This window comes from Chryseobacterium sp. MP_3.2, assembly GCF_035984805.1.
Taxonomy (GTDB): Bacteria; Bacteroidota; Bacteroidia; order Flavobacteriales; family Weeksellaceae; genus Kaistella.
Window position 1 is genome coordinate 13,403 of the sequence record NZ_JAXCHW010000015.1, and the last position, 18,877, is coordinate 32,279.

15 protein-coding genes are annotated in these 18,877 nt (G+C 37.3%); 6 read left to right on the forward strand and 9 right to left on the reverse strand.

Features of this window, described 5'->3' with window-relative positions:
* Positions 1–33 precede the first annotated feature (33 nt).
* Entirely contained in the window at positions 34–993 is a 960-nt protein-coding gene (locus tag RCH13_RS13450) for a D-2-hydroxyacid dehydrogenase (protein ID WP_326987769.1), read from the reverse strand.
* 4 nt (positions 994–997) lie between these two features.
* Positions 998–1,399 carry an LNS2 domain-containing protein gene (locus RCH13_RS13455; protein ID WP_326987770.1) on the reverse strand — a complete coding sequence of 134 codons (402 nt, stop codon included), beginning with the start codon at positions 1,397–1,399 and terminating at the stop codon, positions 998–1,000.
* A 311-nt stretch (positions 1,400–1,710) separates the two neighbouring features.
* Here RCH13_RS13455 and idi point away from each other — a divergent pair, with 311 nt between their 5' ends.
* The 3 genes from idi (at position 1,711) to RCH13_RS13470 (ending at position 4,145) form a co-directional block, all read left to right on the forward strand.
* Positions 1,711–2,220: an isopentenyl-diphosphate Delta-isomerase gene (gene idi, locus RCH13_RS13460; RefSeq protein WP_326987771.1), complete on the forward strand. Its 510-nt coding sequence runs from the start codon at positions 1,711–1,713 to the stop codon at positions 2,218–2,220.
* A 300-nt stretch (positions 2,221–2,520) separates the two neighbouring features.
* The gene (gcvT, locus tag RCH13_RS13465) at positions 2,521–3,600 is read left to right on the forward strand and encodes a glycine cleavage system aminomethyltransferase GcvT (RefSeq protein ID WP_326987772.1); all 1,080 of its coding nucleotides are present in this window, start codon (positions 2,521–2,523) and stop codon (positions 3,598–3,600) included.
* 98 nt (positions 3,601–3,698) lie between these two features.
* Positions 3,699–4,145 carry a hypothetical protein gene (locus RCH13_RS13470; RefSeq protein WP_326987773.1) on the forward strand — a complete coding sequence of 149 codons (447 nt, stop codon included), beginning with the start codon at positions 3,699–3,701 and terminating at the stop codon, positions 4,143–4,145.
* A 71-nt stretch (positions 4,146–4,216) separates the two neighbouring features.
* Here the strand turns inward: RCH13_RS13470 and RCH13_RS13475 are convergent, their stop codons facing one another.
* The gene (locus RCH13_RS13475; protein ID WP_326987774.1) at positions 4,217–4,573 is read right to left on the reverse strand and encodes an arsenate reductase family protein; all 357 of its coding nucleotides are present in this window, start codon (positions 4,571–4,573) and stop codon (positions 4,217–4,219) included.
* A 239-nt stretch (positions 4,574–4,812) separates the two neighbouring features.
* On the opposite strand from RCH13_RS13475, the gene RCH13_RS13480 reads away from it, so the two are divergent.
* On the forward strand, positions 4,813–5,277 hold the full coding sequence (locus RCH13_RS13480) for an acyl-CoA thioesterase (protein WP_326987775.1): 465 nt from the start codon (positions 4,813–4,815) through the stop codon (positions 5,275–5,277).
* Positions 5,278–5,475: 198 nt separating this feature from the next.
* Positions 5,476–12,681, forward strand: a complete 7,206-nt coding sequence (locus tag RCH13_RS13485) for a T9SS type B sorting domain-containing protein (protein WP_326987776.1) — start codon at positions 5,476–5,478, stop codon at positions 12,679–12,681.
* A gap of 331 nt (positions 12,682–13,012) precedes the next feature.
* Here the strand turns inward: RCH13_RS13485 and rny are convergent, their stop codons facing one another.
* The 6 genes from rny to RCH13_RS13515 all read right to left on the reverse strand — a co-directional run bounded on the left by rny (position 13,013) and on the right by RCH13_RS13515 (position 17,712).
* Positions 13,013–14,584 (reverse strand): ribonuclease Y, encoded by a 1,572-nt coding sequence (rny, locus tag RCH13_RS13490; protein ID WP_326987777.1) that lies wholly within the window; start codon positions 14,582–14,584, stop codon positions 13,013–13,015.
* A gap of 301 nt (positions 14,585–14,885) precedes the next feature.
* On the reverse strand, positions 14,886–15,173 hold the full coding sequence (locus tag RCH13_RS13495; RefSeq protein ID WP_326987778.1) for a cell division protein ZapA: 288 nt from the start codon (positions 15,171–15,173) through the stop codon (positions 14,886–14,888).
* Positions 15,173–15,475 (reverse strand): hypothetical protein, encoded by a 303-nt coding sequence (locus RCH13_RS13500; protein ID WP_326987779.1) that lies wholly within the window; start codon positions 15,473–15,475, stop codon positions 15,173–15,175. Before RCH13_RS13500 ends, RCH13_RS13495 begins: the two co-directional genes overlap by 1 nt.
* Positions 15,476–15,625: 150 nt before the next feature.
* Entirely contained in the window at positions 15,626–16,411 is a 786-nt protein-coding gene (gene porT / locus RCH13_RS13505; protein WP_326987780.1) for a type IX secretion/gliding motility protein PorT/SprT, read from the reverse strand.
* 1 nt (position 16,412) lies between these two features.
* Positions 16,413–17,132 (reverse strand): bifunctional demethylmenaquinone methyltransferase/2-methoxy-6-polyprenyl-1,4-benzoquinol methylase UbiE, encoded by a 720-nt coding sequence (gene ubiE / locus RCH13_RS13510; protein ID WP_326987781.1) that lies wholly within the window; start codon positions 17,130–17,132, stop codon positions 16,413–16,415.
* 10 nt (positions 17,133–17,142) lie between these two features.
* Positions 17,143–17,712, reverse strand: a complete 570-nt coding sequence (locus RCH13_RS13515) for a hypothetical protein (RefSeq protein ID WP_326987782.1) — start codon at positions 17,710–17,712, stop codon at positions 17,143–17,145.
* 97 nt (positions 17,713–17,809) lie between these two features.
* On the opposite strand from RCH13_RS13515, the gene RCH13_RS13520 reads away from it, so the two are divergent.
* Positions 17,810–18,877 (forward strand): 3-oxoacyl-ACP synthase III family protein, encoded by a 1,068-nt coding sequence (locus tag RCH13_RS13520; protein ID WP_326987783.1) that lies wholly within the window; start codon positions 17,810–17,812, stop codon positions 18,875–18,877.

Sequence of the window (18,877 nt, forward strand, 5' to 3'; positions counted from 1 at the left end):
TAAATGCGTCTTTTATCTAAAAAGTTTCAAATTTTAATGAATCTGCATAATGCTGCAAATTTGTTCTGCCAAAGAAAGTCCAATCCGATCTTGTGCTTCCACTGTTGACGCTCCAGTATGAGGCGTTAAAGAAATTTTGGGATGCATTAAAATTTCGGTTGAAGGCGTCGGTTCATTCACAAAAACATCCAAGCCTGCGAACGCAATTTTACCGGAATCCAAAGCTGAAATGAGGGCTTTTTCATCTACTACTCCATCTCTAGAGCAGTTTACGATGGCCGCTCCATCTTTCATCATTGCAAATTCTTTTTCTCCAATTACTGCACCGCCATTTTGGGCAGGAACATGTAGCGTAATAAAATCTGCATGACGAAGAACTCCTTCCAAAGGTTCTGTTTCTATATCGACATTGATAAACTGATTGTTGTAAAATTTAACTTTTACACTTGCTCTTCCCACATTACTGTCGGCTGCGATAACACGCATTCCTAAACCTAGTGCCATTCTGGCTACTTCCTGACCGATTCTTCCCATCCCGATGATACCGATGGTTTTCCCACGGAGTTCAATGCCTTTTTCATAGGATTTTTTCAACTTCGCAAATTCTGTATTTCCCGTAATTGGCATTTTTCGATTAGAGTCCTGCAGAAATCTTGCACCTGTAAATAAATGGGCAAAAACCAATTCAGCCACAGATTCTGAGGATGCAGATGGTGTATTAAAAACATGGATATTTTTCGAGCGCGCATAATCCACATCGATATTGTCCATTCCAACTCCACCTCTACCAACAATTTCCAGTGAGGGACAAGCGTCAATCAAGTCTTTTCTCACTTGCGTTGCGCTTCTTACTAAGATGGTTCTGATTTTATTTTCATTAATGTAATCGATCAAAAATTCTTGCGGAACTTTCGTGGTAATTACTTCAAAACCTTTTATTTCTAGGGCGATAATACCAGATTGGTCTAAGCCGTCATTTGCTAATACTTTCATACACTTAATCTTTAAAAACTTCAATCGTTACTTGTTTCTCCACCATATCTGTAAATTTACCTTTGTAGCGCGTGGCTTTTACTAAGTGATTATCAATCCAATGATAATTTCCACCGCGTGGCTTTCCGCATAACACACTATGGTATTTAAACCCATGCTTATCTAACCAGTCAATGGTAATTTGCTTTAAATTTTCTGTTCTAGAGGTAAAAAAACAGATGATATGACCTTGATCGTACCATCGATTAATAGTCTCCAGTGCATCTGGATATGGTATACAATCCACCATTCTTTCTGGCTCTTCATTCGGCACATCATCGGTAATGGTGCCGTCAATATCAATTAAAAAATTCTTTATATCCCCTTTCAGCATCGGACTCAAATGGTCTTTATATTCTAATTCCATGTTCGAAAATTTAAGGGGCAAAATTACAAAATTTCATTGATTTACAGCAGATTAAATTTCAGAATTGGGGCAATCCCCTCGCCAACTCGCTTTCCCACTTCTCGGGTCGGGCTCTCCGTTGCAATTCCACGTCTCGTCCTTTCAGACGAGACCGCGGGATTTTCACTTCTATCCCTATTGCAAAGAAAATTTGGAGCAATTACATTTGAAGTTGGAGAAAAAAATATTCACCCTTTCACCGAATTTCTAAGCATCATAAAACTCTCTTAAAAATTTGACTACATAGTTTATTAAACTTATTTTTGTCTTCTATGGAAGAACAAGTTGTTTTAATCTCGGAAAAAGACGAAGTCTTAGGCTTGATGGACAAAATGCAGGCACACGAAAACGGAATTTTACACCGCGCTTTTTCTGTTTTTTTGTTTAATGAGCAAGGAGAAATTCTTTTACAAAAAAGAGCAGCGACCAAATACCATTCTCCTAATCAATGGACCAATGCTGTTTGTTCTCACCCACGCAAAAATGAAACCTATTTATCTGGTGCAGAACGAAGAATGCAAGAGGAACTTGGAATTCAAGCTGCCATCACTCCAAAATTTCATTTTATTTATAAAGCAGATGTAGGCCAAAATCTTTGGGAGCATGAACTCGATCACGTTTTTACAGGAAAGTATGAAGGAGAATTTAAGTTAAATAAAGAGGAAGTTGCGGAAGTAAAATACATCTCTATGGAAGAATTGGAACTGGAGATGACAGAAACGCCCGAACATTTTACGGAATGGTTTAAGATTATTTTAAAAGAATATAAGGACCATTTGTAGGATGACGGATGAAAGTTGTTGGGTGATTGAGTGATTGAGTGATTTATAATAAAACTTTTTATTCTCAAAAACTCAAAATACTGAACTACTCAAATACTCAAATGTATTTCGCTCATAAACCTTAAAAAAAAATTGGTATAAAAAACCTCTTATAATTTTAGCCCCGATGCAGCGGCATCCTTTTTTACGGTGGGGAAATGGGAAGAAAAAAAAGATAGAGCGAAAAGCGGGTGGGATCTTTAAAGAACAACACGTCTCTTTGCTCCAAAAAAAAAATAAAAATAAATCAAAAAAAATAAGATGAATAAAACGGCTTTGTACGATAAACACGTATCTCTCGGCGCGAAAATGGTGCCTTTTGCAGGTTTTGATATGCCTGTGCAATATACAGGTGTAACGGAAGAACATCTTGCAGTGCGGGAAAAGGTAGGAATTTTCGATGTTTCGCATATGGGTCAATTTTTTGTAGAAGGTCCTTCTGCAAAAGATTTGCTACAATTTGTAGGCACCAATAACGTGACTGCCTTAGAGAGTGGAAAAGCCCAATACACCTGTATGCCGAATGGAAATGGCGGAATTGTAGATGATTTAATCGTTTACAGAATGAACGAAGAGAAATATTTTGTGGTGGTAAATGCCTCAAACATTGAAAAAGACTGGAACCATATTTCTAAGCATAATGAAAAATTTGGCGCGAAGTTGACCAATGCCTCTCAGGAAATGTCCCTAATTGCGGTTCAAGGTCCAAAAGCAAACGAAACACTGCAAAAGCTGACCGACATAAACTTGGCCGATGTTCCTTATTATCATTTCACAGTTGGTGAAATTGCCGGCGTAAAAGATGTGATTATCAGCAATACTGGTTATACTGGAAGTGGTGGTTTTGAAATCTATTTTAAAAATGACAGCGCGGTTAAAATCTGGGAAGCTTTGACAGAAGCTGGAGAAGAATTTGGCCTGATTCCTTGTGGATTGGCGTCCAGAGATACTTTGCGATTAGAAAAAGGTTTCTGTTTATATGGAAATGACATTGATGATACAACCTCTCCGTTAGAAGCAGGTTTAGGTTGGATTACGAAATTCGATAAAGATTTTGTGGACAAAGAGCGTTTTGCGAAACAAAAAGAGGACGGAATTACGAAGAAATTAGTTGGTTTTGAAATGCAGGAACGCGCGATTCCAAGACATGATTATCCGGTGGTAGATGCAGAAGGCAATACCATTGGCAGAGTTACTTCTGGCACCATGAGTCCCATGAAAAGTGTAGGAATCGGTTTAGCATATGTAGACAAACCACATTTTGCTGTAGATTCCGAAATATTTATTCAGATCAGAAATAAAAATATTCCCGCGAAGGTGGTAAAAACGCCTTTTGTTTAAGAATAATAAAATTTACCGAAAAGTAGATCATTTTTTGGTCTGCCTTTTTTGTGTGGCAATATTTTTGCACCCACCAAAATCAATTAAAATAAAAAACAATGTCACTACTTAACAAATCAATAGCAGGTCTTGCGGGATCTTTGGCTCTAACTGGAGTTCACCAAATTTTTAGAAAATACACGAACGATTCTCCACATTTAGATCAAATTGGAGAAACTGTTTTGGAAAAATCATTGGATGCAGTAGATGCACCAACGCGAGATGAAGATGCCGTTTACGCGGCCGCTATGGGAGGAAATATCTTAACGAATGCGGTTTTGTTCTCTACTTTGGCAACTTCAACAAATGCGAGTCAATTTATCAGCAAAACATTAGGAACCGGACTTCTGGGTGCGGCTGGAAGTGTGGGTTTAGCAGAAAAATTACTGACGAACAATCACGCAACAGATACCGATAAAAAGAAATGGATGACTACGGGTTACTATATTTTTGGGGCTTTGGTCAGTATCGGCGTTTATAATGTGCTGGAGCGAAAGTTTAAATAGATAGCAGATATGGCGGAATTTTTTCCCGCCTTTTATTTGGGCAGATGTTGGAAACAGAAATTAAGTGCGATTCATTTATTACCGCGGAAAAATAATTTCAATTGTTCGATATTCTTTTTATCATTCCCGATAAAAATTTCTTTGTCAGTTACAAACACTGGTCTTTTCAAAAAGGAATAATGATCTAAGATTAAATTTTTAAAATCTTCTTCTTTCAAAATTTTTGTCTCAATTTCTCTGGCTTTAATTTGCGTGGATTTTTTGCTGAAAAGCGCTTCATAAGAATTGGTAAAGGCATACATTTCTGCTAATTCTACGGCAGTAATAGGTTTGCTTTTAATTTCACGAAGTTCCCAGTCTGAAAGATCAAACATTTTTAAAATCTTCGTGCAGGTTCCGCAAGTTTTTAGATAAAATACTTTTTGCATGCTCAAATTTAGTAATTATTCTAAGAAATGAAATGGCAAAACGAAGTTGAGTATTTCAACTTTTAGAAATCAACTTTAGAATATATCAACTTAATTATTGAGAAGAGAATCAATTATATCTGCGCCCAATCAATGCTATTTTTTAAAATGTGGTTGAACGTAAACCCCTTAACATAAAAAACCAAAATTTTTCTAAGACTTAATTAAAACGGATATTTGTTTCACTCTAATTTAAAAGCATGCAAAAGAAAACTATTTTCCAATTTATTTCTGAACCGAGCGACGTCAATTATGGCGGAAACGTACATGGCGGAAGTGTAATGAAATGGATTGATCAAGCGGGTTATGCCTGCGCAAGTTCCTGGAGTTCGAGTTATTGCGTGACGGTTTATGTGGGTGGAATCCGTTTTTATTCTCCTATTAAAATTGGACATATTGTAAAAGTAGAAGCAGAAGTTATTTATACCGGGAAAACAAGCATGCATATTGCCATCAACGTTTTTTCCCGGAATATTAAACGCAAAGATTTTGAAAAGAAAACGCATTGTATTATTGTTTTCGTGGCGGTGGATGATGAAGGAAATTCAGTAGAAGTTCCAAAATTCTCTCCAGAAAATGACCAAGAAAAGCACATGGAACAATACGCCATCAAATTGATGGACTTACGGAAACAAATCGAAAATGAAATGAAACCATTTATGTAAGGTTTTTCAAACTATTCGAGCAAGCAAAATCCTTTTCTTACCAACTGGGATTTTTTTTTGAGCAGCTAAAAAAGCCGTTTTTTATTATTTTGTGAAGATGACCTAATTAGTTAGCATAATTAATTATATTTGTTTGGTTTTTTTTAAGATTCCATTAAGGATTTTTTAACATTCCTGCAAACATAATAATTACTGTTGATGAAGAAAATCTACCTCCTCTTATTACTTTCTTTTTCCCAATATATTTTTTCCCAAGTAACACCTGCAGATGATTCTGGTTATTTACGCAATGGAATTTTCGAAAATTCATCGGGGCAAATAATTACGAGCAACGCTGAAAAATTAAAATTTATACAGTCCAGAGAACGCCAAATTGCATTGGAAAAAGGTGGGATGCTAAAAGCGGTACAACCCGCCGTGGAAATGTGTACCAATGGAGGCTTCGAACAGCATGAATCCATCTCGGGTCAAAATTATATCAAAAATTTCCTCTATAACATTGGCGATCCACCGGGACCTACCCAATGCCGATCACTTTCTTTAATTGGTGACACTTCGATTCCGCAGTATAATCCCACCAACAATTATGTTATGGCGACTTCTGTTCCCGCCAATTTGATTGATCGATTTATGGGTGACATCAAAGCTTTTGACCAATACGCGCTGAAACTCAACTTTGAAAATTCTTCCACCTATGGCGTTATTGCGCAAGGAAAAAGATTTAAAACCAATAATGAGAACTTCTTTAAATTTAATTACAAAGCAGTTCTGCAGACGGTTTACAATTCAAGTCACACAGATAATCAAGCTTATTTTAAGGCGAGAATCCTCAACAAAAACAAACAAGTTGTAAGCGAATTTTGCTTGGTGGGCGATGAACAAAACTGCATCTTTACGAAAGTTCCAGATGGATCATATGGACAAGTTACGCTCTACACGGCAAATTGGCAATCTGGAATTTTAGATATTTCTGGAATTCCGAATAATGAAGAATTCACGGTAGAATTCATGGCTTCAAGATGTGGCCTAGGAGGTCATTTCGGGTATGCCTACATTGATGATATTTGTACGCTTCAATCCAATGAAAATTTTGTGGGTTCCATAACTTTGGATCCTCTTTATGCAGTTTGCCCAGCATTGCCACTGAATGTTTGCGGAACTTATACTTTGCCAAATTCGGGTGGAGTTACGGCGTCCATTAAAACTTTAACTTTAAAAGTGTATGATGCAACCGGAGCTGTGGTTTATACGACCACAACTCCTGCGACTTTGGATACGGCGAATAAAAAATTCTGTTTTAATCTCTTGGCGCAAAATTTTCCAAATATTAACAGCGGGAATTATAATGTAGGCGTCACCGCTGAATTTGATGTTTCTGGTTCGCCTCCAGGATGTGGAAGTGGCGCAAATACGACCATTTTTGCCTCCGCAAACGACTCCGATGCGAATGATGGGTGGGACATTAGTTTTCTGAATTGTACCTCAAGCTGCAATTTGACCGTAAAATCCGCGAAAATTTCTAAATGTGATACCAATAAAGATGGGTTCGAAGATTTTGATCTTACGAATTTTGATTCGCAGGTAGTTTCCTTTACCACTGGATTAACTTTTACTTACTTTAAAGATTACAACAGTGCCTTTAACAACACCAATCCTATTACCAACTTCAGCAGTTATAATTCTGCCTCTGCGGTGATTTATATCAAAGTTTCTCGAGATGCTACTTGCTATAAGATTATCCCGGTTAATGTAGAAGTTAAAAATCCAACGGCTACCATTTCTGGAATTTTAAATGTATGTTCTGGAAGTACAGATTTGAAAGCTTCCGCAGGTGCGACTTATTTGTGGAGCACTGGTGAAACTACGCAAATCATTACAGTCACCAATATTGGCACTTTTTCAGTAACCGTAACAGACAGTTTTGGGTGTTCCAGTACCGCGTCTGCCTTAATTGAGCCAAGTCAAACTGCCGTAACTCCGACAGTAGAAATTACGCAACCCTCTTGTTTTTCGACCACTGGAAGTATTAAAGTGACATCAACGGCTTCGGAATATAGCTTCAACAATGGCGCAAGTTGGACTACCAATCCAATAAAATCTGGACTTTATCCTGGTGATTATGAGGTAATGATCAAAACCATTAAAGGGTGTACTTCTTATGCTCAAAGGGTGACAATTATTCCTGCACTTACTTCCACCCCAAATTATTCTTCGCAGCAACCGAAGTTTTGTGGTGATACGGGAAGCATCACTATTTCTACCAATGCTGCCTATTACAGTTTTGATAATGGGGTCACATGGGTGAATAATTCTACGATTAATTTATTGCAACCGGGACTTTACTCTATTCGAACAAAAGATTTATCTGGCTGTATTTCTAATGCCGCCGTGGTTTTAATTGCAAGCAATACATTAGGAAATCCAGAATTCACCGTCGTCAATCCAGCATGTAGTGTTCCTGGAAGCATTACGATCAATACGCCTGCAGATTTTTACACGTTTGATGGTGGGCAAACTTGGGTAACCTCTAATATTTTATCCAATATTATTTCGGGAAATTTCTCTATAGGGATCAAAAGTTCTTTGGGTTGCACCTCTTTATTTCAAAGTGTTTACATGCAAACCTTTCAAAATACAGCTCCAGATTATGAGACGATTCAACCAACTTGTGGGGAAAATGGCACCATTTACATAAAGACAGAGGCCGATTTCTACAGTTTTGATAGTGGGGTAACTTGGAGCACAAGTAATATGAAGGATTTACCTGCAGGAACGTATAATTTAAGAGTAAAAAATGCGGCAGGTTGCCAATCTACTAGTTCTTATGCGTATTTATATCCACCAAGATTAGATTATCCCTATGTATCCACCGTCCAACCAAGCTGTGGAAATAGTGGAAGCGTCACTGTAAACACCATTTCAGATTTTTACAGTTTTGATAATGGCGCAACTTGGGTTACGACCAATTCTAAGATTTTGCCAGCTGGAAATTACCAGATTTTGATTAAAAATAGTATTGGATGTATCAGCAATCCAACCTCCGTGAATCTTTCTGAAATAAAACTTCCGATGCCTTCGGTTACTTTAACGCAACCGACTTGCACCACGTTTGGGAGTATTACTATCAATACGGCAGCAAGCTATTACAGTATCAATAACGGGGCAACTTGGTCTGCAAGCAACGTATTTACCAATTTACCTAACAGCAATTATAGCGTATTGGTAAAAAATAGTCAGAATTGCGTTTCCTTAGCTAACTATGTTTATTTTAATCAGGTGGCTTTGGACAGCTCAGATTATACCGCAGTAAGCCCGAGTTGTGGAAATGTCGGCAATATTACGTTTACCACTCCTGCAACTTTTTACAGTATAGATAATGGTTACACTTGGTCTACTAATCCTGTTTTCGATAATTTAGCGGTAGGATACTATGGCTTAGTGACAAAGAATAACGCCAATTGTAGATCCACCATTACCAATATTTATTTATCTGCGACAAATCTCGCGAATCCTACGGTAAAAGTAGTGCAACCCGTGTGCGGAACCAAAGGATCAATTACCATTACTAGTCCAGGAACATCTTTCAGCATAGATAGTGGGACTACATGGTCAACATCTCCTATCTTCAACAATCTAAATAGCGGCAGTTACTATGTGAGGTCAAAAAATGCCAGCTGCGTTTCTGTAGATACCTATGTTTCTATTGAAAATTTTTATCTACCACCTCCTGATTATACTTTTACGCAGCCGACTTGCGGTGTGGGAGGAACAATTACCATTACCACAACTGCGGCGCAATACAGCATCAACAATGGTCAAACTTGGAGCACTTCCCCAACTTTTACGAATTTAGCAGACGGCTATTTTTATATAATGATTCAAAATGCACAAGGTTGCAAATCCACTAATTATGGTACATCCTTGAGTTTGCCAAAATTCTATTTGCCAAAGCCAGATGTATTAATTATTCAACCCACTTGTGGCGTTAAAGGCAGCATTAAAATTGTAACTCCCGCAAGTTCTTACAGTTTTGATGGCGGTCAAACTTGGAGTACGGTTAATGAGAAAACGAATTTAACTTCGGGTAGTTATTACATCGTCATTAAGAATGCGCAAGGATGCACTAGTAGTCCTTACGATATGGGCATCAATATGAATACGTTCTATTTGCCTAGACCTTTACTTAAAACAGTTCAGCCAACCTGTGGAAATAATGGAAGCATAACGGTTGTTTCTCAGGCGGCTCAATATTCATTTGATAATGGAACAACTTGGGTCACTAATCCATCTCTGCTCAATCCAGCTCCAGGATATTATAGTATTATCATCAAAAATTCGGCGGGATGTATTTCTCAGTCAGCTTCAATTTATATCAATAAATTTTATCTGAATCAACCTTCCATCACCACCATACAACCTACCTGTGCTACTCCGAAAGGAAGTATTTTTATTAACACCATTGCAGATTTGTACAGCTTTGATAATGGAGTCACTTGGGTCACCACTCCGATTAAAACAAACGTAAATGCTGGAAGCTATAATATTTTAATTAAAAATTCTTACGGATGTATCTCTCAGAGTGCGTACGCGTACATTTATTCCGCACCTGCAATTCCTGCAACACCTGTAGCGACCATCAAACAGCCCACTGCTTGTGATTCTACCGACGGAAGCATAACGATCACCACTGTTGCAAGCAGCTATACTTTTAATGATGGCGCAACTTGGACGACCAATCCTGTGAAAACTAATATTGGCGCGGGAACTTACATCATTCGTACTAAAACCAATAATGCCTCTTGTGAATCTGCATCAGTTGCAGTAACGCTTAATTCTGGGATCAATATTGCCGCACCCACCGTTTCTGTAACGCAACCAACTTGCAGTGTTGCCACGGGTTCAATTACAGTAACCACCACAGCTGCAACGTATAGTTTTGATGATGGGTTGACCTTTGTTTATGCGAACACGAAATCCGATTTACTTCCTGGAAATTATAAAATAAAAATAAAAAATGCAGCAGGCTGTCTTTCAGATGGCATCGTAGCTACGGTTACTTTGCCTGCTCCCTTACCTGCTCCAGCTTTTGCCGTAACTCAACCAAACTGTACCACTTCTTTAGGCTCAATTCAAATTACAACGGGCGCGGCGGGATACAGTTTTGATAATGGAATCACATACACCTCAGCAAATACAAAAACAAGTGTAGGTCCGGGAACTTATAATTTGATGATCAAAGATAGTGCTGGATGTACTTCTCTAGCTGGAATTGCGACCGTAGATGTGCAGCCTACGACACCAAATGCACCACAGATTGCTGTAACTCAACCGTCAGGTTGTTCCGCATCTTGGGGATCCGTATCTGTAATTTCTGCAGCAAGTTCTTATAGTTTTGACGATGGATTGACGTGGATTGCTACTGCTTCTTCAAATCTTTCTCCCGGTACATATTATATTAGAATTAAACTATCTCCAAATGGTTGTGCTTCTCCCCCAACAGTGGCTACCGTGAATGCGCCCCCAAATGCTCCTGCGCTACCATTAGTCGCGGTGAATCAGCCTTTATCTTGTGTAAATCCATTTGGGTCAATATCAATTACATCTACAGAATATGAATACAGCTTTAACAATGGAATTACTTATTCTTCCACGGCGAATTCAGGACAACTTCCTCCCGGAACGTATCAGCTAAAAGTAAGAAACAGCGCTGGTTGCGAATCTGCACCCGTTTCGGTGACAATAAACAATCCAGCGGATACGCCTTTGAAACCCACCGCTACTCTGCAGCAAATAGACTGCGCACATTCTTCCGCACAAATTACCATCAATGAAAATGCAGCGCAATACAGCATCGACAATGGTTTAAGTTGGCAAAATTCTAAAGTCTTTAGCGGACTTTTACCAAAAACCTATCAACTCAAAATTAAAAATTCTTTGGGATGCGAATCAGTTTCCGAATCTGTCATCATCACAACTTTTAATAATCCTACCCCAAGAGTAATAGTCAATGCTACGCAGGATTTTTGCGTTCAGCAAAACGCAACTTTAGCAAATGTGCAGGTGGCAGGAACCCAAATAAAATGGTATGCCAATGCGACGGGCGGAAATCCAATTTCAACCACTTTGCCTTTAATAAATGGTGCTATTTTTTATGTGACACAGACAATCAACTCTTGCGAAAGTGAGCGAGCGCCAGTAAGTGTGAATGTTATCACTACGCCTCCACCAACAGGAAATTCTTCACAAACTTTTTGCATTAGTCAGAATGGGACTTTGGCAAATATCGCGGTTGCAGGAACTCAGGTCAAATGGTATTCAAGTGCTTCGAGTTTAACGCCACTTGCTAACAACACGCTTCTTCAAAATGGCGTGACTTATTACGCTACGCAAACCCTTCAAAATTGCGAAAGTGTACAAAGATTAGCGGTTACCGTATCTTTAGTAACCACCAATATTCCAGCCAATGATTTTTCTGCAGCACCACTTTGCTCTGAAGAAAATGGTACTAAAAAGATAGATTTAACCCAGTTTAAAAGCAATCTTGTCTCTAATCCCGGAGGTTACACTTTCGTTTACTACACGCAGAATAATCAGATTATTTCTGATCCTAATAATTACATTTTGCAAACGGGTCAAAACAATATTACGGTAGAAATTAATACAGCGTCCGGATGTTCGGCGCGTGTTACTTTAATCCTGCCGCTTAATGCATCGCCCGTAATTAATACCCCTGCAACTAAAGAAATCTGTCCTAATGAAAGCATACAATTAGATGCAGGATTACAAGTGGGAAGCTCTTACACTTGGAAATTCAACGGGAATATTGTGAGCACTCAACAAAAGCTTCAAGTGCACGCAATCGGAACATATGAAATTACAGTGACTAACAGTTCGGGGTGCAGTACAACAAAATCTGTAAATGTAAAAAATGTGGATTTACCTGTGATCAATGAAATCAAAATTGAAAACAGCACCGTGCAAATCATTGCGACGGGAGTTGGTCTTTTGGAATATTCCATCGATGGAAATCAATGGCAATTTTCTCCTTTTTTCTACAATGTTCCTAATGGAAATCATACCGCTTTTGTGAGAAGTGGCGCACAAATTTGTGCCATCGCGCAAAAGGATTTCACCATTTTTAAGTTGAATAATATCTTTTCCCCAAATGATGATGGAATGAATGATGAGTGGATTATTGAAGGCATTGAACAATATCCAAATTCGAAAGTACGAGTGCTGGACCGGTTCGGAACAGTAGTTTTAGAACGCACCGTAAATGGACCTTTTTCTTGGAACGGACAATATTTAAGCAGAAAGTTGCCGACCGGAAATTATTGGTACTACATTACGATTGGAGATGGTAGAATATTATCGGGTTATGTAGCGATTAAGAATCGGAATTAAGTTTTTGATTAAAACTTTCATTGCATGAATAGATAAAATGTAAAACTGTAGGCATTAGACCTTGGTTGCATTTGCGAATGTTAAAAGAAATAAAAGTAAAAAGATTTAGAGGTACAGATTTGACTTAAAAATGATTTTGAAACAAAAATATCTTAAAGACCTGAATTGATTAATATCTTTAGAACATCAATCAATCTTTAATAATTGTAAAAACCATAATTGACCTTTTCTTCGTCTTTATTCTAAAGCCTAAAAAAAAATAGAAAACTCCCTTCATTGCTGAAAGGAGTTTTCTATTTTGAAAATCGTTGACCGATTTATTTTTTTGAAATTATCTCGCAATATTCACAGCTCTGGTTTCCCGGATTACTGTTACCCGAACTTGGCCTGGATAAGTTAATTCATTCTGAATTTTCTCCGAAATATCATAAGAAAGTTGTGCCGATTGATCATCGCTCACTCTTCCACTTTCTACCATAACCCGAAGTTCTCTACCTGCCTGAATTGCATAAGCGCTAGAGACACCATCAAAACTCAAGGCTGCAGATTCAAGATCTTTTAAGCGCTGAATATATGATTCTAATACTTGCCGTCTTGCTCCTGGTCTTGCTCCAGAAATCGCATCGGAAACCTGAATAATCGGTGATAGCAAAGATGTCATTTCTACTTCATCATGGTGAGCTCCAATGGCATTGACCACTTCAGGACTTTCGCCATATTTTTCCGCCCACTGCATTCCTAAAAGCGCGTGTGGCAGTTCAGACTCTTGCTCTGGAACTTTACCAATATCATGTAATAAACCAGCTCTTTTCGCCAATTTCACGTTGAGTCCTAATTCTGCGGCCATGGTTGCTGCAATGTTCGCAACTTCTCTGGAGTGTTGCAAAAGATTTTGACCATACGAAGAACGGAATTTCATACGTCCTATAATTTTCACCAATTCTGGGTGAAGTCCGTGAACACCTAAATCGATAACCGTACGTTTACCAACTTCAATGATTTCTTCTTCAATCATCTTTTTGGTTTTATCTACTACTTCTTCAATTCTTGCCGGGTGAATTCTACCATCTGTTACCAAGCGGTGCAGCGATAATCTTGCAATTTCTCGACGAACTGGATCAAAGCATGACAGCAAAATTGCTTCTGGCGTATCATCAACAATAATTTCTACTCCAGTTGCAGCTTCTAAAGCCCGAATATTTCTCCCTTCTCTTCCAATAATCCTCCCTTTTACTTCATCTGATTCAATGTTGAACACAGATACTGAATTTTCAATCGCCTGTTCCGTTCCAATTCTTTGAATGGTTTGAATAACAATTTTCTTAGCTTCCTGTTTCGCATTTAACTGCGCTTCTGCCATGATGTTTTGTACATGTGCTTGAGCTCTAGTTTTGGCTTCAGATTTTAAAGCTTCTACCAATTCGGTTTTCGCATCCTCTGCTGAATATCCGGAGATACGTTCTAACATTTCCACTTTCTGCGCGGTAACCGTATCTAATTCCTGTTGTTTTCGCTCTAAGATTTCGTGCTTCTTACTGTAATCAGCAATCTGTCGGTCTAAATCTTTTTCTAGTTTTCCAGATTTACTCAATTCGTCATTGAGTTTATTTTCTTTGTCTTTGATTCTCTTTTCAGAATCCTGCATTTTCTTTTCACGAGACTGAATATCTGCATCATGCTGAGATTTCAATTCCATAAATTTTTCTTTCGCTTGAAAATGCTTTTCCTTTTTAATAGATTCTGCCTGAACTCCGGCTTTTTCTACCAAATTTTCTGCGTTCTTTTTAGCATCTTGTATAATGAATTTTGCTTTTGCATTAAGGCCGCTTCTGGAAAAAAGAATTCCAGCAACTGCTCCAATAAGTAAGCAAACAATCGCGATAATAATAGTTGTAATTGTCATATATGTTTAGTTTTAAGGTTCATACTTATAATTTTAAACCTGATAGATCGCTCTAAATCAGTGTTTTATCGGGTGTGAAAGTAATTGATATTACTTTGCTTTATTTCACAAAAAAACCTACAATAATTCAAGATATAGAGTAAACTCCTTATCAACACGATTTGAACTGTTTTTTATTCTTTGTAATCCGAGCAAGTCGGCGCGCCATTAAATAAACATTCGTTCGGCAATTGTATAGCGTTGAGTTCACCTGTAATGTGTTAGAACTATTGTAGGCAGTAATGTACTGGAGAAGAAAAATCTACTTTTCCAGTTGCTCCAAAAATTGATTAATTTTCATTAATCTTTCATTGGAAGCATTAATATTATTTTCATTCGTGATTTGGCCAACTTCTGCATTGGTGCCTAGTTTTAAAGCGCACATTGCTAAAGCATCCTGCTTGTCTCTCACGTCAAAATTCTGTTCAAAATCTTTAATCATCGCATCTATTTGCTTCCCGACTTTTCTTAAAGTTTCTTCTTCGGCCGCCGGTACATTTAAAGGATAATTTCTCCCTGCAATGTTAATGGTAATTCTTCTTACTTCCATTACAACCCGGTGTTTTGAAGTTCTGCAATACACTGGTCTACCTCTTTTACCAAACGATTGATGTGGTTTTTCATCAATCGGTTATGGTCTGGGTTGCCACTGAGCGCTGAGTAAAGTTTTATATTTTTATGTTCTTCTGCTAAAACCTGATTTTTTCTCCTTTCTTCATCATATCTTTTCTGCAAATCATCATGCTCTTGAGATAGTTCTAAATGCCTTTCGGTGAGATTCTGATAATTCTTACTGATCGTCTGAATCTTTTTTTCTAAAACCGAAAAGTTATTTTCTAAATCTTTGAGCATTTTCAGGTTTACTTAATTCTAACTGAAAAGCAAAAATATAAAATTTTAAATTGAAAAGGCCACTATTTGAAAGTATTTTGGCATTTAGAAGCAAAATAAAAAGAGAACTTGATTAAGTTCTCTTCTTTTAATATTTTTGTTGAATTGGTATTACTCAAATTTTAAGACAAACATGAAAGCTCTGGTTTTTGCACTTGCCATTGCAGCGGTCCAATAAGGCGGAGTTCCGGGATTATCTTCTACCAATTCACTATTCGTCATAAAAGTGCCGCGAAAACCAGGCGTTAATTTAAATCTCCCAAAATAAAACTGCATTCCAATTTCTGCAGACCACGCAAAATTGCTAGCGGTACTGCGGAAAACACCCTGCAAATTATCATCGATAGATTTGTTATTGGATTGCAAGTTCATCATCCAGTTAACACCAGCAGCAGCATAAGGACGGGAATTATACCAACGGTCGCCATGAATTTCAATAAGTAATGGCAAATCTACGTAGGTTGATTTAATCGTTCTTAAGCGATCCGCATCAGTTAATGCTAAAGGTGTAAATGGCGGATTTGCCGTAGTTCCACCTGCAAACTGATCATTGGATTGGGTATCGAAAATCATTTCTCTTTCTACAAACTGTAATCCTGGTTCAAATCTTAAATCAAAATTATCATTCAGCCTAAATTTCGCGATAAGTCCTGCGCCAAAGCTGTATGCAGATTTTGTCTGCACAAGACTTTTTTGACCGTCCATTCCAAATTTCGGATCCAGAACTAATTTGTAATCAAAATTGTTTGCGGCCAAGAAAAAACCGTAGCTGAATTTTTGATTATCAAAACCTTCTAAATTATCCATTCGGTCTTTCGTTCGGAAAAGTTGTGCATCACTAAACTGCGCGAAGCAAAGCCCTGCCAGAATATTTAATTTTAAGAATGATTTCCACATATTATTTGGTTGCCTTGTAAATAGTTGCAATTCCGAATGTTACTTTTTGATATTCTACTTTGGTAAAACCAACATCTAATAAAATATTTTTCATTTTCTCCCCGAAAGGGAAAGCGTTCACAGAATCTGGTAAATAGGTATAAGCGCGACTGTCTTTAGAAATCAATTTACCAATTCTTGGCAAAACATTTTTAAAATAAAACATATAGAAAGGTCCTAAAAATCCTTCGACCTTAGAAAACTCTAAGATGTAAACACTTTTATTTTCCTTCACTACCCTTTTCAGTTCATCTAAACCTTTTTCTAAGTTTTCGAAATTTCTAACTCCAAAAGCAACGGAAACCGCGTCAAATTTATTGCTTTCAAAGGGTAAATTTTCTGCATCACCTTTCTCCATGCTGATCTTTTCCTCCAAGTTCAATTTCTTGATTTTGTCTATTCCTACATTAAGCATTAATTGAGAAATATCTAAACCAACCACTTTAGCTTTCGTACCTTTTTGTACGGCAATCGCTAAATCACCAGTTCCTGTAGCAACATCTAGCACAATTTTTGGCTGATCACGATTCATCCATTTTACAAGGGTGTTTCTCCAAAGAACATCAATCTTCATCGAAAGAACATGATTCAGTAAATCATATTTCGGTGCAATGTTATCGAACATTTCCTCAACTTCTTTCTTCTTTCCAGCGTCTGTATTATAAGGTGTTACTTGCTTCAATTTCTTTTATTTAAAATTTATAGTATTCTTTATAGTAATTGAGAAAATCTACTTTTCGGAAGATTTTCGTACGGGATTCTACTTTCTGCACATTCTTTACAATCTGATCGTAGTCTTCGTCAATGTTGTAATAAAAATCATCGGTATATAAACTGTTGAACTTTTTAGGAGAATTCACAAAATCTTTTCCGTCAATGACCGTAATTCTGCGTGCGGTAATCAATGAATCTTTATTTAATCCATATCCATAAAACTGCTCATTCACATAATAATCCTGATGAGCGATATTGAGTAAACCTCTATTCTTATTAACAACAAACCCTGAATCATAAAGCATTTTTCTCTCACCGTCATATACTTTTACAGCGTTTTTACCTTGATTTAAATCAATCTGTAATTTTGCTCCCGCACCAATGATTTTTTCTTCACCATTATTAATTTTGAAGTAGAAAGTATTGTCTGTAGGATTATCTACGAGGTAATAATTCTTTTTAGAAAGAAATAGGAAATAGATACCGAAAGCAAAAATAACGGTAATTAAGGCGATTATTAAGCCTTTGGTAGAGGGACTGATTTTCATAAGCTTGAAAAAAAACTTGTGCAAATTTAATAATAATTTTGTTTTAAGTTGCTACAATTATAATTCTTAACTTTGCGCTAAATTTTTACAATAAAATATGCCCAACACTATCATTATCGGGTCAGGAAGTTACCTTCCCACAAAAATAATCGGCAGAAAAGATTTCCATGATTCCATTTTTTACACGGATGAAGGAGAGAAAATCGAAAAGCCCATTGAAGAAGTCATTCAGAAATTTGTAGAAATTACAGAAATTGAAAACAGAAGATATTTAGAAGACGATGAATTTAATTCTGATCTTGGCCACCGAGCAGCTGTAAAAGCGATTGAAGACGCCGGGATTAATCAAGAAGATTTAGATTATATTATTTTTGCCAGTAACTTTGGTGATGTAGATAAAAATGGAATGTCCAATTTTATGCCTTCAATCTCTTCTCGTTTAAAAAATAAATTAGGAATTAAAAACCGTAGATGTGTCAATTATGATATGATTTTCGGATGTCCAGGTTGGGTAGAAGCCTTGGTTTTGGCAGATACGCTTATTAAAGCAAAAAAAGGTAAACTAATATTAGTAGTTGGAGCGGAGACTTTGAGTAGAGTGACCGATGCTTATGACCGAAATAAAATGATTTTTGCAGATGGAGCCGGTGCTGTAGTTGTACAGGCAACCGACCAAGAAAATGTGGGAATTATAGCAGACTCTACCATTTGCGACAGCGGTGTAGAATTGGGATATTTAGAAAACTCCCCTTCCCTTAAATTGGATGAGGATCGCAGCAAGCTTTATATCAGAATGCATGGACGAAAAATCTATGAATACGCTTTGAAAAATGTACCAGACGCCATCAAAGAAACTATTGATAAAGCAGGACTAGACATCGACGATATTGACAAAATATTAATTCATCAAGCCAATGCTAAAATGGATTATGCCATGATTTCTCGTCTTTTTAAACTTTATGGCAGAACTGAATATGACCATGCGATTGCACCAATGACCATTCAAGAATTTGGAAACTCTTCCGTTGCTACAATTCCTACCATGTTTGATTTAATCCGTAAAGGAGAAATGGAAAACCAAAAATTTAGTGAAAAATCAAATATCGTTTTTGCCTCTGTTGGCGCAGGAATGAACATTAACGCGGTGGTTTATAGATTTCCCTAA